This is a genomic window from Aquicoccus sp. (assembly GCF_041686535.1).
GTDB lineage: Bacteria > Pseudomonadota > Alphaproteobacteria > Rhodobacterales > Rhodobacteraceae > Aquicoccus.
The window spans coordinates 1-12,958 of the sequence record NZ_JAWLDS010000085.1 but is presented as its reverse complement, the minus strand read 5'-3'; the positions used below and the strand labels follow the sequence as shown (position 1 = coordinate 12,958).

Here is a 12,958-nt window from a genome sequence, read left to right as displayed (position 1 = left end):
AGTGAGTTCGGTCCAGGCCATCGTGATCTCCGTTCAGCTTTGCAACCGAACAGAAGCACAACCTGCTGAACTCACTCAATTAGTTTCAAATCGGGCTCTAAGAAAAGGTCAGCACGAAGGCCTTATCAGCTTCGAAACATTCCAGCGTATTCAGGACAACCTGGAAGGTCGCAAGCGGTTGCCTGCCGCGCGGAAGGACTTCAACGAAGACTTCCCGCTACGTGGCTTCGTACTTTGCGAGTGCTGCGGCAATGCAATGACGGCGGCATGGTCGAAGGGTTGCCGTCGCCACTACGCCTATTACCGCTGTGTGACACGTGGTTGCGAGATGAAGAGTAAATCCGTCCCTCGGGCGAAAATGGAAGAAGCCTTTGCCGAGATAATGGAGGGCTTGCAGCCTGCACGCGGTCTTTTCGATCTGGCAAAAGCAATGCTGCGGGATGCCTGGGACATGCGCCTTGCCATCGCCCACAACGAGAAGGACGAATTACAAAAGCAGCTCAAGGCCGTTGAACGGGATATTGAGAGCCTTCTGGATCGAGTGGTCGATGCGACGAGCGCATCGGTCGTTAGCGCCTATGAAGCGCGTATCGAGAAGCTGGAACGGCAGAAGCTTGTCCTGACTGAGCGAGTCGAGAAAACCGTGCCGCCGAAGGGACGGCTGGAGGATTGTATTGAACTCGCCCTAAAATTCCTGTCAAGTCCCTGGAATCTTTACAAAAATGGTGACTTCGCCATGCGCCAAACGGTGCTCAGATTGGTCTTTTCTGAGCCACTCAAGTATGGGCAAAATGGGGTGTATGGAACTCCCGAATTATCGTTCCCTTTCAAGTACTTAGCGGGGATTTCGGGGCAAAAAAGCGAGATGGTGCTGCTGGACAGGATTGAACTGTCGACCTCTCCCTTACCAAGGGAGTGCTCTACCACTGAGCTACAGCAGCGCCTTTTGCGTGGGCGGTGGTTAAACGCAAATCCGCCGGCGCGCAAGGCCATTCTGGACTGTTTTTCGCCCCTCCTTTATGAGGTTCCCATGACACGCAGAACCACCCCTCCCAAAGGCCCGGCGCAGGGCACCCGCAAGGACAGGCTCAAGGCCGCGCTCAAGGCCAACATGGCGCGGCGCAAGGCGCAGGCCCGCGCGCGGGCAACGGCGGACTGCGGGAAGACAGGGGACGCAACGCAGGCACCAGAAAAGAACGAGAGCAGCTGACCCATGGACCAGATCATCGTAACCGGCAACGGCGAACTCAGTGGCGAGATCCCGATCGCCGGGGCCAAGAATGCCTGTCTCGCCCTCATGCCGGCCACGCTCTTGTCCGAAGAACCGCTCACGCTCACCAACGCGCCGCGGCTTTCGGACATCCAGACCATGACCCAGCTCCTGCAAAGCCTCGGGGCCGAGGTGACCTCGCTTCAGGGCGGACAGGTCCTGGCCATGTCCTCGCATGACCTCACCAACCACGTCGCCGAATACGACATCGTGCGCAAGATGCGTGCCTCGAACCTCGTCCTGGGGCCGATGCTGGCGCGGCTCGGCCATGCCGTCGTGTCGCTGCCCGGCGGTTGCGCAATCGGGGCGCGACCGATGGACCTGCATATCCGCGGGTTGGAGGCCCTCGGCGCCGAGATCGAACTGCGTGACGGCTATCTGCATGCCAAGGCACCGCAAGGGCTCAAGGGGGCCACGGTCGAATTTTCCTTCGCCTCGGTCGGGGCCACCGAGAACGTGCTCATGGCCGCGACACTGGCCAGGGGGACAACGGTGTTGAAAAACGCCGCCCGCGAGCCGGAAATCGTCGATCTCGCCACCTGCCTGCGCAAGATGGGCGCGCAAATCGAGGGTGAAGGCACATCCGAAATCACGATCGAGGGGGTCGACCGGCTCTCGGGCGCGACCCACCCGGTCGTTGCCGACCGGATCGAACTGGGCACCTACATGCTCGCCCCGGCCATCGCCGGCGGCGAGGTCGAATGCCTCGGCGGGCGGCTCGATCTTGTCGGCGCCTTCGTCGAAAAACTCGACGCCGCCGGCATCGATGTGGAAGAGACCGAACGCGGCCTCAAGGTCGCGCGCCGCAACGGCCGCATCCGCGCGGTCGATGTGACCACCGAACCCTTTCCCGGCTTTCCCACCGACCTTCAGGCCCAGATGATGGCGCTCCTGTGCACCGCCGAGGGCACCAGCGTGCTGGAGGAGAAGATCTTCGAGAACCGGTTCATGCACGCCCCCGAACTGATGCGCATGGGTGCCAGGATCGACGTGCATGGGGGTACCGCCACCGTGACCGGTGTCGAGCAGCTCAGGGGGGCGCCGGTCATGGCCACCGACCTGCGCGCCAGCGTCTCGCTCATCCTCGCCGGGCTTGCCGCCGAGGGCGAAACCGTGCTCAGCCGTGTCTATCATCTCGACCGGGGCTATGAACACCTGGTGCGCAAGCTCGAGGGTGTCGGCGCCAAGATAGAAAGGATAAAGGACCAATGAGCGACGCACGGTTCGAGGACGGCCACGAATCCCCGCTCAATCTCGGCGCGCTCGATGCCGAAGACCTGGCCGTGATCTCGGCGCTCACGCAGGACGCAATCTTTCCTGCGAGCGAAATGCGCTGGCAGACGCGGCAGCGCCGCTTTGCCCTGTTGCTCAACCGGTTCCGCTGGGAGGACGCGGGCCAGGGGCGTCACGGACCCGAGCGGGTGCAATCGGTTCTGACTTTCGACAATGTGCTGCACGTCGCCAGCCAGGGGCTGGACCGGCGCGACCCCGACACCATTCTCTCCCTGCTCTCGGTTGACTGGGAGCCCGGAGAGGAATGCACCGGCGTGGTGATCCTCACGCTGGCTGGTGACGGCGCGATCCGGCTTGATTGCGAGGCGCTCGAAGCGCGGCTGCGCGACGTGACCCGCCCCTATCGGGCACCCTCGAAACGGGCGCCGCAACATCCCGAGGCCTGAGCCGGGCCGCATGGCCCGTTTCGCATCCTCGCGCGGGCATCGAGCGTGCGCTTTTGAGTATTTTTGCCAAGAAAGAGCCACATGCGGCATGCGCGCCCCTTCGCCCGTGCGCCGGAATTGCGGGTTGAGCCTTGACCGGGCGGCGCCTATGACAGGAGCGCCAGTCAAGGAGAGCCCGCCATGCCCGTCTTTCTCGATGCCGCCACCCCGGATTTCGAAGCCGGTTTTGCCGCGCTACTCACCGCCAAGCGCGAGGACAGCGCCGATGTCGACGAGATCGTGGCGGGCATCATCGCGGACGTGCGCGCACGCGGCGACGCGGCGCTGATCGAGCTGACCGCAAAGTTCGACCGGCTGGCGCTCAGCCCGGAAACGCTGCGCTTTTCAGACGCCGAGATCGAGAGGGAATGTGCCGGTGTGCCCGCGCACGAGGCCGAGGCGCTGGCCCTCGCCGCCGCACGCATCCGCGCCTATCACGAGCGGCAGATGCCCGACGATGCCCTATGGCAGGACGAGACGGGCGCGACGCTGGGCTGGCGCTTCACGCCGGTCGGGGCGGCCGGGCTCTATGTGCCGGGGGGGCTGGCCTCCTACCCGTCCTCGGTGCTGATGAACGCCATTCCCGCCAAGGTGGCGGGGGTTGAGCGGCTCGCCATCACCTGCCCCACACCTGACGGCGTGGTCAATCCGCTGGTCATCCTCGCCGCGCGGCTGGCAGGCGTGGACGAGATCTACCGCCTTGGCGGGGCACAGGCGATCGCCGCGCTGGCCTATGGCACCGAAACCGTGCCCCCCGTGGACAAGATCACCGGCCCGGGCAACGCCTTTGTCGCCGCGGCCAAGCGTCGGGTCTTCGGGCGCGTGGGCATCGACATGATCGCCGGGCCGTCCGAGATCCTGGTGATTGCCGATGGCGACAACGATCCCGACTGGATCGCGCTCGACATGCTGTCACAGGCCGAACACGACGAAAGCGCCCAATCGATCCTGATCACGACAAGCCCTGCCATGGCCCGCGCGGTGAGCGAGGCGATCGAGCGCAACCTCGCCACGCTGGAACGGCGCGAGATCGCCGGGGCAAGCTGGCGCGATTATGGCGCGGTGATCACCGTGCCGGACCTTGCCACCGCGGCGCGGCTCTCGAACCGGATCGCGCCCGAACATCTGGAGCTTTGCGTCGCCGACCCAATGAAGCTGGCCGAAGAGACGATCCACGCCGGGGCCATCTTTCTCGGGGCCTGGACGCCCGAGGCGATCGGCGACTACGCGGGCGGGCCGAACCATGTGCTGCCCACCGCGCGTTCGGCGCGGTTCTCCTCGGGCCTGAACGTGATGGATTTCCTCAAGCGCACCACGCTGGCGCAGATGACGCCGGAATCCCTGCGCGCCATCGGCCCGGCGGCCGAAACGCTGGCCATCTCGGAAAGCCTCGAAGCACACGGGCTTTCGGTGCGCGCCCGTCTCAACCGGCTGAACGAGCTTTGACCCCCCGAAATCGGTGACCCCATTGGCACCGGGCCGCCGGCACGGTATTGAGCGCGTGGAGGACCCGCTGAAACCGCCTTGAAAGTGCCGCCCATGTCCCACATCACCCATATCGCACTCAACGACTCCAACCTTCCCCCGCCCACGCCCGAGATCGAGCAGGAGCGGAAAGTGGCGATGTTCGACCTGCTCGAAGAAAACAGCTTCTCCCTGCCCGCCCGTGATGACAGGGTGGCGCCCGACGGCCCCTATCACGTCGACCTGTCGATCCGCGACAAGCGCCTCGTCTTCGACATCGCCACCGAGGCCGGCGAAAAGGCGGCCGAGTTCCACCTCTCGCTCTCGCCCTTCCGACAGGTGGTCAAGGATTACTGGGCGATCTGCGAAAGCTATTACAACGCCGTCAAGAACATGCCGCCCAGCCAGATCGAAACCATCGACATGGCCCGCCGCGGCATCCACAACGAAGGTGCGCGCATCCTTCAGGAACGGCTCGAAGGCAAGGCCGAGGTCGACGCCGACACCGCGCGGCGGCTTTTCACTCTCGTCTGCGTGTTGCATTTCGGGAGCTGAACGGGTGAACCAGTACCTGCCCCAGTCGGTGCTCTTTTGCTGCGACCACAACGCTGTGCGCTCGCCCATGGCCGAGGGAATCATGAAGAAGATGTATGGCCAGGGCAGCTATGTGCAATCGGCGGGCGTGACGAGCGATCTCGAGATCGACGGTTTCGCCATCGCCGTCTGCGCGGAAGTCGGCGTCGAGCTTGCACGCCACCGCGCCCGAAGCTTCGACGAGATGGACCGCTTCGGCGACGATCTGTCGAGCTTCGACCTGATCGTCGCGCTTTCCCCGAAAAGCCGCGACCGCGCGCTCGACCTGACCCGGTTCTACCATATCGACGTCGAATTCTGGCCGATCAGCGATCCGACCGGCATCGACGGCGCCCGCAACACCCGGCTTGACGCCTATCGCAACACCCGCGATGAAATCATTGCCCGCCTCGCATCGCGCTGGGGCGGCACATTGGAGCAGACATGAGCACCACCGACCTCATCCACCGCTATTTCACCGCCTTCAACGCCGGCGACACCGACGGGATGCTGGCCTGCCTTTCGGATGACGTGGCCCATCACGTCAACGAAGGGCAGATCCGCACCGGCAAGGCGGAATTCGCCGAGTTCTGCGCCCATATGAGCCGCTGCTACCGCGAGGAACTGACCGACATGGTGGTGTTCGAGGCCGAGAACGGCGCCCGCGCCGCCGCAGAATACGTGGTGAACGGCACCTATCTGGCCACCGATGACGGGCTGCCCGAGGCGAGGGGCCAGTCCTACCGGCTGCCCGCCGGGTCGTTCTTCGACGTGGGAAACGGCCGGATCACGCGGGTGACGACCTATTACAACCTCGCCGACTGGATGGCACAGGTCTCGGCATGATCGAGACACGCGCCCTCACAGGCGCGGCGCTCAACGCGGCGCTGGATGACGTGGCCCGGCTCAGGATCACGGTCTTTCGCGACTGGCCCTATCTCTATGACGGCGACGCGGAATATGAGCGCGCCTATCTCGCCGCCTATCGCGACAGCCCCGGCGCCGTGGTGGTCGGTGCCTTCGATGGCGCGCGGATCGTCGGGGCCGCGACCGGCACGCCGATGACCGATCACGCCGATGATTTCGCCGCCGCCTTCGACGGCAGCGGCATCGACCTTGCCCGGGTTTTCTACTGCGCCGAATCCGTGCTGCTGCCCGAATATCGCGGCCGCGGGCTGGGCCATGCCTTCTTCGATGCGCGCGAGGATCACGCCCGCCGCCACGGGTTCACGAAATCGGCCTTTTGCGGTGTGCTTCGCCCCGACGATCACCCGCTCCGACCCACCGACTACGCCGCGCTCGACCCGTTCTGGCGCAAACGCGGCTATGCGCCGCTGCCCGGCGTGATCGCATCCTTCCGCTGGAAGGATATCGACCAGCCGGACGAAACCGACCACGACCTGCAATTCTGGATGCGCGATCTTTGACCGTCGGCTAGGGTCAGGCCATGCCCCTGCCCCATCTCAACCCCTCCGACCTCGACGCGCTCGGCATCACCACCCAAGCGGCCTGCGACGCCGTCGAGACGGTGATCCGGGCCGCCGATGCGGGCCGCGCGGCCAGCGCCCCCAAGTCGATGCTCACCCGCCCCGATGGGCGCTACATGATGGCGACCATGGCCACGCTGGACGCGCCGCCGCTTTTGGTGGTGAAAACCATGCTGCAAAACCCGGCCGGCCCCGCCGAAGGGCATCGCTATATCGACGGGATCGTGACCGTCCTCGATGCGGCAAGCGGCAGGCCGCTCGCCCTGGTCGACGGGCCATGGCTCACGGCGCATCGTACCGCGGCAGTTTCGGGCGTGGCCGCCCGGCGGCTCGCCCCACCCGATGCGCGCATCCTCACGATCCTCGGCGCAGGGGTGCAGGCCGCCAGCCATCTCGCCGCCATGGCCGCGCTCTTTCCTCTCCGCGAGGTCCGTATCGTCGGTCGCACCCCTGGGAACGCCGCGCGCCTTGCCGTGACGGCCCGCGCCCTTGGGCTATCGGCCAGCATCCTGCCCGACCCACAGGAAGCCATCGAAGGCGCCGATATCGTGGTCAGCGCCATGTCACGCGACACCGCGCCCACGGCCCGGATCGACCCGCGCTGGCTCGCCCCGGGCAGCTTTGCCGCGCTGCCGGATCTTGGACATCACTGGATGCGCGCGCATCTTGGTGCGCTCGCTCCCCTGATTGTCGATGACACGGCACAGGAACAGGCCCAGCCCGAACCCTCCCGCCTCGTGCCCGATCCGGGGCCGACCGGCGATCTCTCCGACCTGGTGCGGGGCCGGATCGACACCGGCGCACCGGATCGCGCGTCGGGCCTTGTCTTTCGCGGCCACGCCACGGGCGATCTGGCGCTCGCGTGGCTCGTTCTGCAACGTGCTGGCCTTTGCGGCTGAACCGCCAGGCTGCGCACCCGGTCCGACGGCAGTGCCCGTTTGGATTGTCAGAATTTGAGTATTTTTTCCAAGAAAGACTCCATGCCCGCGTGCGCCCCGTTAACCGCTGGGCACAACGCTTTCGCTGATTTGCAGCGGTGCACGGATGTCAGCCGGGGTGCAGCCGGATGTCACCCCTTGATTTTTCGCAGAAAAATCGGGTTAACCCCCGGGGGCGCCCTGTTCAGGATTCCTTCACCTTTCGGCCATACTGGCCAGCGCCCTGCGCGCGGCCTGTGAGGGGGTGATCGCACCCTGCGCAACCTCGGCCCCAAGCTGCTCCATCATCTCTTTCGCCGCCCCGCTCTCAAGCTGGCGCAACAGCCCCTGCCGAACTTCCTCGCCAAACCAGTAACGCGCTTGCCCCGCCCGGGTCGCATCGAAAAAACCGTTTTCTTTCCGCCACTTGATCAGGAACTGCATCTCTTCCCACGCCTTTTCCAAACCCGCCTCCTCCAGCGCCGAGACCAGCATGGCCTTGGGGAAGCCCTCCGGATCCTGTGGCCGCTTGCGCAAGAGTTTCAGCGCGCCGGAATAGTCGGCACAGGTGCGGGTGGCAGCAGCTTTGAGATCGCCATCCGCCTTGTTGACAAGGATGAGATCGGCCATCTCCATGATCCCGCGCTTGACGCCCTGCAACTCGTCCCCACCTGCCGGCGCCAGCAAAAGTACAAATAAATCAGACATTTCCGCGACGACCGTCTCGGATTGACCGACCCCGACCGTCTCGATCAGCACCACGTCGAACCCTGCCGCCTCGCATAGCGCGATGGCTTCCCGGGTGCGCCGCGCGACCCCGCCCAACTGGCTTTGCGCGGGCGAGGGACGAATGAAGGCGCCGGGCTCGCGCGACAGCCGTTCCATCCGCGTCTTGTCACCCAGGATCGACCCCCCCGAGCGCGCCGAGGAGGGATCGACCGCCAGCACCGCAACCTTGAGCCCCTGCCCGGTCAGAAAACAGCCGAACGCCTCGATGAAGGTCGATTTACCGACCCCGGGCGTGCCCGACAGGCCGATGCGAATAGCCTGTCTTTTCAATCCCTTGAGAGATTCCAGCAGCGCAGTCGCCTGGGTGCGGTGATCCTCGCGCCCACTCTCGACCAGCGTGATCGCCCGGGCGAGCGCCCGGCGGTCCCCGTCGGCGATTCGCGCTGCCGTTGCGTCGATATCCATTGGCCCCCCTTCGCCGTTTCGCCCGCCTTGATGCCCAATACGCACGCCCAAGTCCAGAGCCCCATGGACGCCGCCCCGACGCTGCCGCATAAAGCCCTCATGCGATCTGTCCTGCCCATCGACGACGCCCTGCCCGAATTCCTCGCCGCCCTGCGCGACCACGGCCGCGCCGTGCTCCAGGCTCCGCCCGGCGCGGGGAAAACCACCCGTGTGCCGCTGGCCCTTAACGATTCGGGGCTGACCCAAGGCCGCATCCTCATGCTGGAGCCGCGCCGCCTCGCCGCCCGCGCCGCCGCCGAACGGATGGCCGAAACGCTGGGAGAAGCCCCTGGCGAAACCGTCGGCTATCGCATAAGGGGCGAGGTAAAGTCCGGAAAGAAAACGAAAATCGAGGTCGTGACCGAAGGTATCCTGACTCGCATGATACAATCCGACCCCGAGCTTTCGGGCATCGGCGCGGTGATCTTCGATGAGTTTCATGAACGCTCGCTCAATGCCGATCTCGGCCTTGCCCTTTGCCTCGAAATCGCCGAGGCCCTGCGCGCTGACCTGATACTCATCGCCATGTCGGCCACGCTCGACGCGGGCCCCGTGGCCGATCTCATGCAGGCCCCGCTCGTCACCTCGAAAGGGCGAAGTTTTCCCGTCGAAACCCGCTGGCGCGACACCCCCCTGCCCAAGCGCCAGCGGCTCGAAGAGGCCACCGCCGAGTTCACGCTGGAGGCGCTGCGCGAGACCGAGGGCGGCATCCTCGTATTCCTGCCCGGCGAAGGCGAAGTTCGCCGTACGGAGAGGATGTTGCGGCCAAATCTGCCGCTCGGCTGCTCTCTCAGGCCACTGTTCGGCGCCATGCCCTTCCGCGATCAGCGCACCGCCATCCAACCCGCTGAAGACAAGCGGAAAATCGTGCTCGCCACCGCCATAGCCGAAACCTCGCTCACGATCGAGGACATCCGCGTGGTGATCGACACGGGCCGCGCTCGTCGTGCCCGTTTCGACCCCGCATCGGGCATGTCGCGGCTCGTGACCGAACGCGTCACCAAGGCCGAGGCCGAACAGCGCGCAGGCCGGGCCGGACGGGTCGCACCGGGCGTGGCCTATCGCCTCTGGACCCGCGGCGAAGAGGGCGCGCTCGCCGCCTTTCCCCCGCCCGAGATCGCAAGCGCCGACCTTGCCGACCTCGCGCTCGAACTGGCCCTCTGGGGCGCCGCGCCAGACGACCTGCCCTTTCTCACCCCTCCCAACCCGGGCGCCTATGGCGAGACGCAGGCGCTGTTGCGGATGCTGGGCGCGCTTGACCGCGAAAACCGTATCACCGATCACGGCCGCACGCTGGCTGCGCTGCCGCTGCATCCCCGGCTCGCCCATATGCTGGCGCTTTCCGGCCCCGGGGCCGCCCCGCTCGCCGCCCTTTTGGCCGACCGCGACCCGCTCAGCCGTGGCGCGCCGGTCGATCTCGGGCTGCGACTCGAAGCCCTAGACGATTTCAAGCGCTTCACCCAGACCCGCCCATGGCAGGCCAATCGCGCCGCACTAGATCGCATCCGTGTCGAAGCCAAGCGACTGACACGCCAGACTGCGGATGTGAAATCCAGTTTCAGCCCCGCCGAAATGGCCGCGCTGGCCTATCCCGACCGTATCGGCCAGCGCCGCAAGGGCGATCAGCCACGCTTTGTCCTCTCCGGCGGCAAGGGCGCGGTCCTGCCCGACGACGACCCTCTCGGAGCAAGCCCGTTTCTCGTCGTCACCGACACTGATGGCAACCCGCGCGAAGCCCGCATCCGTCAGGCCCTGCCGATCACCCAGGCCCAGATCCGCGGCCTTTTCGACGATCAGATCGCATGGCACGATATCTGCGCATGGTCCCGGCGCGACAGCCGCGTGACCGCCCGCCGTCAGGAACGCTTTGGTGCGCTCGTCCTCGATGACCGGATCTGGAAAGACGCACCCGAGGCGGCGCTGGCCCGCGCCATGTGCGACGGCATCCGCGATCTCGGGCTATTCCCGTCCGACGCAACCAAGCGGTTCCGCGCCCGCATCGCTCTTGCCCGCACAGCCGGCGAAGACCTGCCCGCAATGGACGACACCACGCTTCTGGCCACGCTCGAAGACTGGCTCCTGCCGTATCTCACCGGGATCAGAACCGCGCAGGACTGGAGATCCTTCGACATGCTTGACGCGCTCAGAGCCATGCTCACTTGGGAGCAGACGCAAACCCTCGACCGGATTGCCCCGCCCGCCTTCACCACGCCGCTTGGGCGCCGCGTTCCGATCGACTATTCCGGCGATCACCCCGAAATCCGCCTCCGCCTGCAAGAGATGTTCGGCCAGACCACGCACCCGACCGTCGGCGGCCAGCCGTTGCGCGTGACCCTGCTTTCACCCGCCGGCCGCCCGGTGCAGACCACGCTCGACATTCCCGGTTTCTGGGCCTCGTCCTATGCCGATGTGCGCAAGGACATGCGTGGGCGCTATCCACGCCATCCCTGGCCAGAGGATCCGACGCGCGCCGACCCCACGCTACGCGCCAAACCCCGCTGAACAGTCCATCCGGAAGGTTCTTTTGAATCTCCTGCGATATCGGCCTATTTTGATTGCGGGAGAACGACGGAGCATACACGATAGTTCCAGAAACCAAATGTAATCCCGCATCACGCCTGGGCACAAGGGATCGCATGACAATAATTGGTTTGATGCCAAGCATGATAATGCCTCCAGGAGACAAAGCCGGAATGAAGAATGTAGTAATTCTGGATGATTATCAGGAGGTTGCGTTAGAAATGGCCGACTGGGCGCGACTGGGCTCGCGCGCCTCGGTAAAGGTGGTCAACCGACGTTTCAGCGACCGCAACGCGCTAAAGCAGGCAATTGCCCAGGCAAACGTACTGGTGTGCAACCGCGAGCGCACGAGAATCGACCGCGACCTGATCGCGGACCTCCCCGATCTTGAGTTGATCGTGACGTCGGGCATGCAAAACAAAGCCATCGACATCGCCGCCGCCAACGAGCGCGGCATTCCGGTCTGCGGCACCGCCATGCTTGGATATCCGACGGTCGAACTGACTTGGGCCCTGATACTGGCATTCTTTCGCAATCTGCCTTCTGAAATCGCGAGCCTGAAAGCCGGTGGTTGGCAGGTCGGGCTTGGACACGGCCTGCAGGGCAAGACACTCGGTATCGTCGGATACGGACGAATCGGCAAAGGCGTCGCGAAAGCCGGGCTGGGTTTCGGCATGAATGTGTTGGCGCTGTCGCGTTCGCTGACCGCAGATTCAGCAGCCGCAGACGGTGTTCAAAAAGCCGATCTCGATACGCTGCTGGCAAAATCAGATGTCGTTTCCTTGCACTTGAACGTCAATTCCGAAAGCCGCGGACTGATCGGTGCGAAGCAGTTTGAAAGAATGAAGAACACCGCACTTTTCGTGAACACTGCGCGCTCGATCTTGATCGACGAGACAGCGCTGGTAGAGGCTTTGACCAAGGGAACAATCGGCGGGGCAGCGCTCGACGTGTTTGATGAAGAACCGCTACCGAATTACCATCCGCTCCTGTCGACACCAAAGACGTTGCTCACACCGCATTTGGGCTATGTGACGGAAGAGAATTACCGCGCTTCGTATTCCGAGGCGCTGGAGAACATCGAAGCCTGGCTCGACGGCTCACTCACGCGCGTTCTGACAGCTTGATGGAAATGAGCATGAAGCATGGATGCTGTCCGAACAATTGCTCGGTCGAAAGGGATGCTTTGCCATGCGTCAGACTCGAAGAGATCAAACCCTATTTCGGCAACAGGACCGTCCAATTGGTCGAGCTCATGAAATTCACGGGATGACCCAACTTCTCGGCAAGGTATGTAGCCAGATGGCAAAGCATCACAGGCAAGCGCATTTCCGCACCACGCTCTGCCCGGCTCAAACGTCGAGGCACCAGCGCATGATCGCCTTTTGCGCATGCAACCGGTTCTCGGCCTCGTCGAAAACCACGGAGTTGGGCCCGTCCATCACCTCTGATGTTGCCTCCTCGCCACGATGCGCGGGCAGACAATGCATGAAGAGGGCATCGGGCTTGGCATGTTTCATCAACTCCGCGTTCACCTGATAGGGACGCAGCATGTTGTGGCGCCGCTCGCGGCTCGACTGGCTGTCATGCATGCTGACCCAAGTGTCGGTGACGACAAGGTCGGCATTCGCGACGGCCTTCTTTGCGTCGCGTTCAATGGTGACATTGCGCCCCGCCTTGCGCGCCAATCCTACGAATTCCGGCTCGGGTTCGAGCTGCACAGGTCCGGTAAAGACCATGTCGAAGCCGAACTGAGCACAAGCATGCAAGAACGAG

At 64.5% G+C, this 12,958-nt stretch carries 12 protein-coding genes, 1 tRNA gene and 2 pseudogenes; 12 read left to right on the top strand and 3 right to left on the bottom strand.

What is annotated here, in order from left to right; all coding sequences use genetic code 11:
• Window position 1 precedes the first annotated feature (1 nt).
• Window positions 2-367: pseudogene (locus ACESL9_RS14320) on the top strand (zinc ribbon domain-containing protein); the annotation flags it as partial.
• Between the two features lie 499 nt (window positions 368-866).
• Here the strand turns inward: ACESL9_RS14320 and ACESL9_RS14315 are convergent.
• Window positions 867-941 (bottom strand) — tRNA-Thr (locus tag ACESL9_RS14315).
• A gap of 89 nt (window positions 942-1,030) precedes the next feature.
• Here ACESL9_RS14315 and ACESL9_RS14310 point away from each other — a divergent pair.
• The 9 genes from ACESL9_RS14310 to ACESL9_RS14270 all read left to right on the top strand — a co-directional run bounded on the left by ACESL9_RS14310 (window position 1,031) and on the right by ACESL9_RS14270 (window position 7,411).
• A complete protein-coding gene (locus ACESL9_RS14310; RefSeq protein WP_372615259.1) occupies window positions 1,031-1,210 on the top strand; it encodes a hypothetical protein in 180 nt (59 codons plus the stop codon).
• Window positions 1,211-1,213: 3 nt separating this feature from the next.
• Window positions 1,214-2,482: a UDP-N-acetylglucosamine 1-carboxyvinyltransferase gene (gene murA, locus ACESL9_RS14305; RefSeq protein ID WP_372675039.1), complete on the top strand. Its 1,269-nt coding sequence runs from the start codon at window positions 1,214-1,216 to the stop codon at window positions 2,480-2,482.
• Window positions 2,479-2,949 carry a DUF2948 family protein gene (locus tag ACESL9_RS14300; protein ID WP_372675038.1) on the top strand — a complete coding sequence of 157 codons (471 nt, stop codon included), beginning with the start codon at window positions 2,479-2,481 and terminating at the stop codon, window positions 2,947-2,949. Before murA ends, ACESL9_RS14300 begins: the two co-directional genes overlap by 4 nt.
• A 180-nt stretch (window positions 2,950-3,129) precedes the next feature.
• Window positions 3,130-4,434, top strand: coding sequence for a histidinol dehydrogenase (gene hisD, locus ACESL9_RS14295; protein WP_372615254.1), 1,305 nt, complete (start codon window positions 3,130-3,132; stop codon window positions 4,432-4,434).
• A gap of 93 nt (window positions 4,435-4,527) precedes the next feature.
• Window positions 4,528-5,007 carry a UPF0262 family protein gene (locus ACESL9_RS14290; protein WP_372615255.1) on the top strand — a complete coding sequence of 160 codons (480 nt, stop codon included), beginning with the start codon at window positions 4,528-4,530 and terminating at the stop codon, window positions 5,005-5,007.
• Window positions 5,008-5,011: 4 nt separating this feature from the next.
• A complete protein-coding gene (locus ACESL9_RS14285) occupies window positions 5,012-5,473 on the top strand; it encodes a low molecular weight phosphatase family protein (RefSeq protein ID WP_372615256.1) in 462 nt (153 codons plus the stop codon).
• Window positions 5,470-5,871: a ketosteroid isomerase-related protein gene (locus tag ACESL9_RS14280; protein ID WP_372615257.1), complete on the top strand. Its 402-nt coding sequence runs from the start codon at window positions 5,470-5,472 to the stop codon at window positions 5,869-5,871. Before ACESL9_RS14285 ends, ACESL9_RS14280 begins: the two co-directional genes overlap by 4 nt.
• Window positions 5,868-6,452 carry a GNAT family N-acetyltransferase gene (locus ACESL9_RS14275; RefSeq protein ID WP_372615258.1) on the top strand — a complete coding sequence of 195 codons (585 nt, stop codon included), beginning with the start codon at window positions 5,868-5,870 and terminating at the stop codon, window positions 6,450-6,452. The genes ACESL9_RS14280 and ACESL9_RS14275 overlap by 4 nt, the downstream gene beginning before the upstream one ends.
• A 20-nt stretch (window positions 6,453-6,472) precedes the next feature.
• A complete protein-coding gene (locus ACESL9_RS14270; RefSeq protein ID WP_372675037.1) occupies window positions 6,473-7,411 on the top strand; it encodes an ornithine cyclodeaminase family protein in 939 nt (312 codons plus the stop codon).
• A 234-nt stretch (window positions 7,412-7,645) separates the two neighbouring features.
• Here ACESL9_RS14270 and meaB read toward each other — a convergent pair whose 3' ends face one another.
• Window positions 7,646-8,623, bottom strand: a complete 978-nt coding sequence (meaB, locus tag ACESL9_RS14265) for a methylmalonyl Co-A mutase-associated GTPase MeaB (protein WP_372612665.1) — start codon at window positions 8,621-8,623, stop codon at window positions 7,646-7,648.
• 99 nt (window positions 8,624-8,722) lie between these two features.
• Between meaB and hrpB the strand changes: the two genes are divergently transcribed.
• Together hrpB and ACESL9_RS14255 are read left to right on the top strand one after the other, a co-directional pair.
• Window positions 8,723-11,164: an ATP-dependent helicase HrpB gene (hrpB, locus tag ACESL9_RS14260; protein ID WP_372675036.1), complete on the top strand. Its 2,442-nt coding sequence runs from the start codon at window positions 8,723-8,725 to the stop codon at window positions 11,162-11,164.
• Window positions 11,165-11,355: 191 nt separating this feature from the next.
• The gene (locus tag ACESL9_RS14255; RefSeq protein WP_372675035.1) at window positions 11,356-12,309 is read left to right on the top strand and encodes a D-2-hydroxyacid dehydrogenase family protein; all 954 of its coding nucleotides are present in this window, start codon (window positions 11,356-11,358) and stop codon (window positions 12,307-12,309) included.
• A 225-nt stretch (window positions 12,310-12,534) separates the two neighbouring features.
• Here the strand turns inward: ACESL9_RS14255 and ACESL9_RS14250 are convergent.
• A pseudogene (locus ACESL9_RS14250) lies at window positions 12,535-12,958 on the bottom strand (ornithine carbamoyltransferase); the annotation flags it as partial.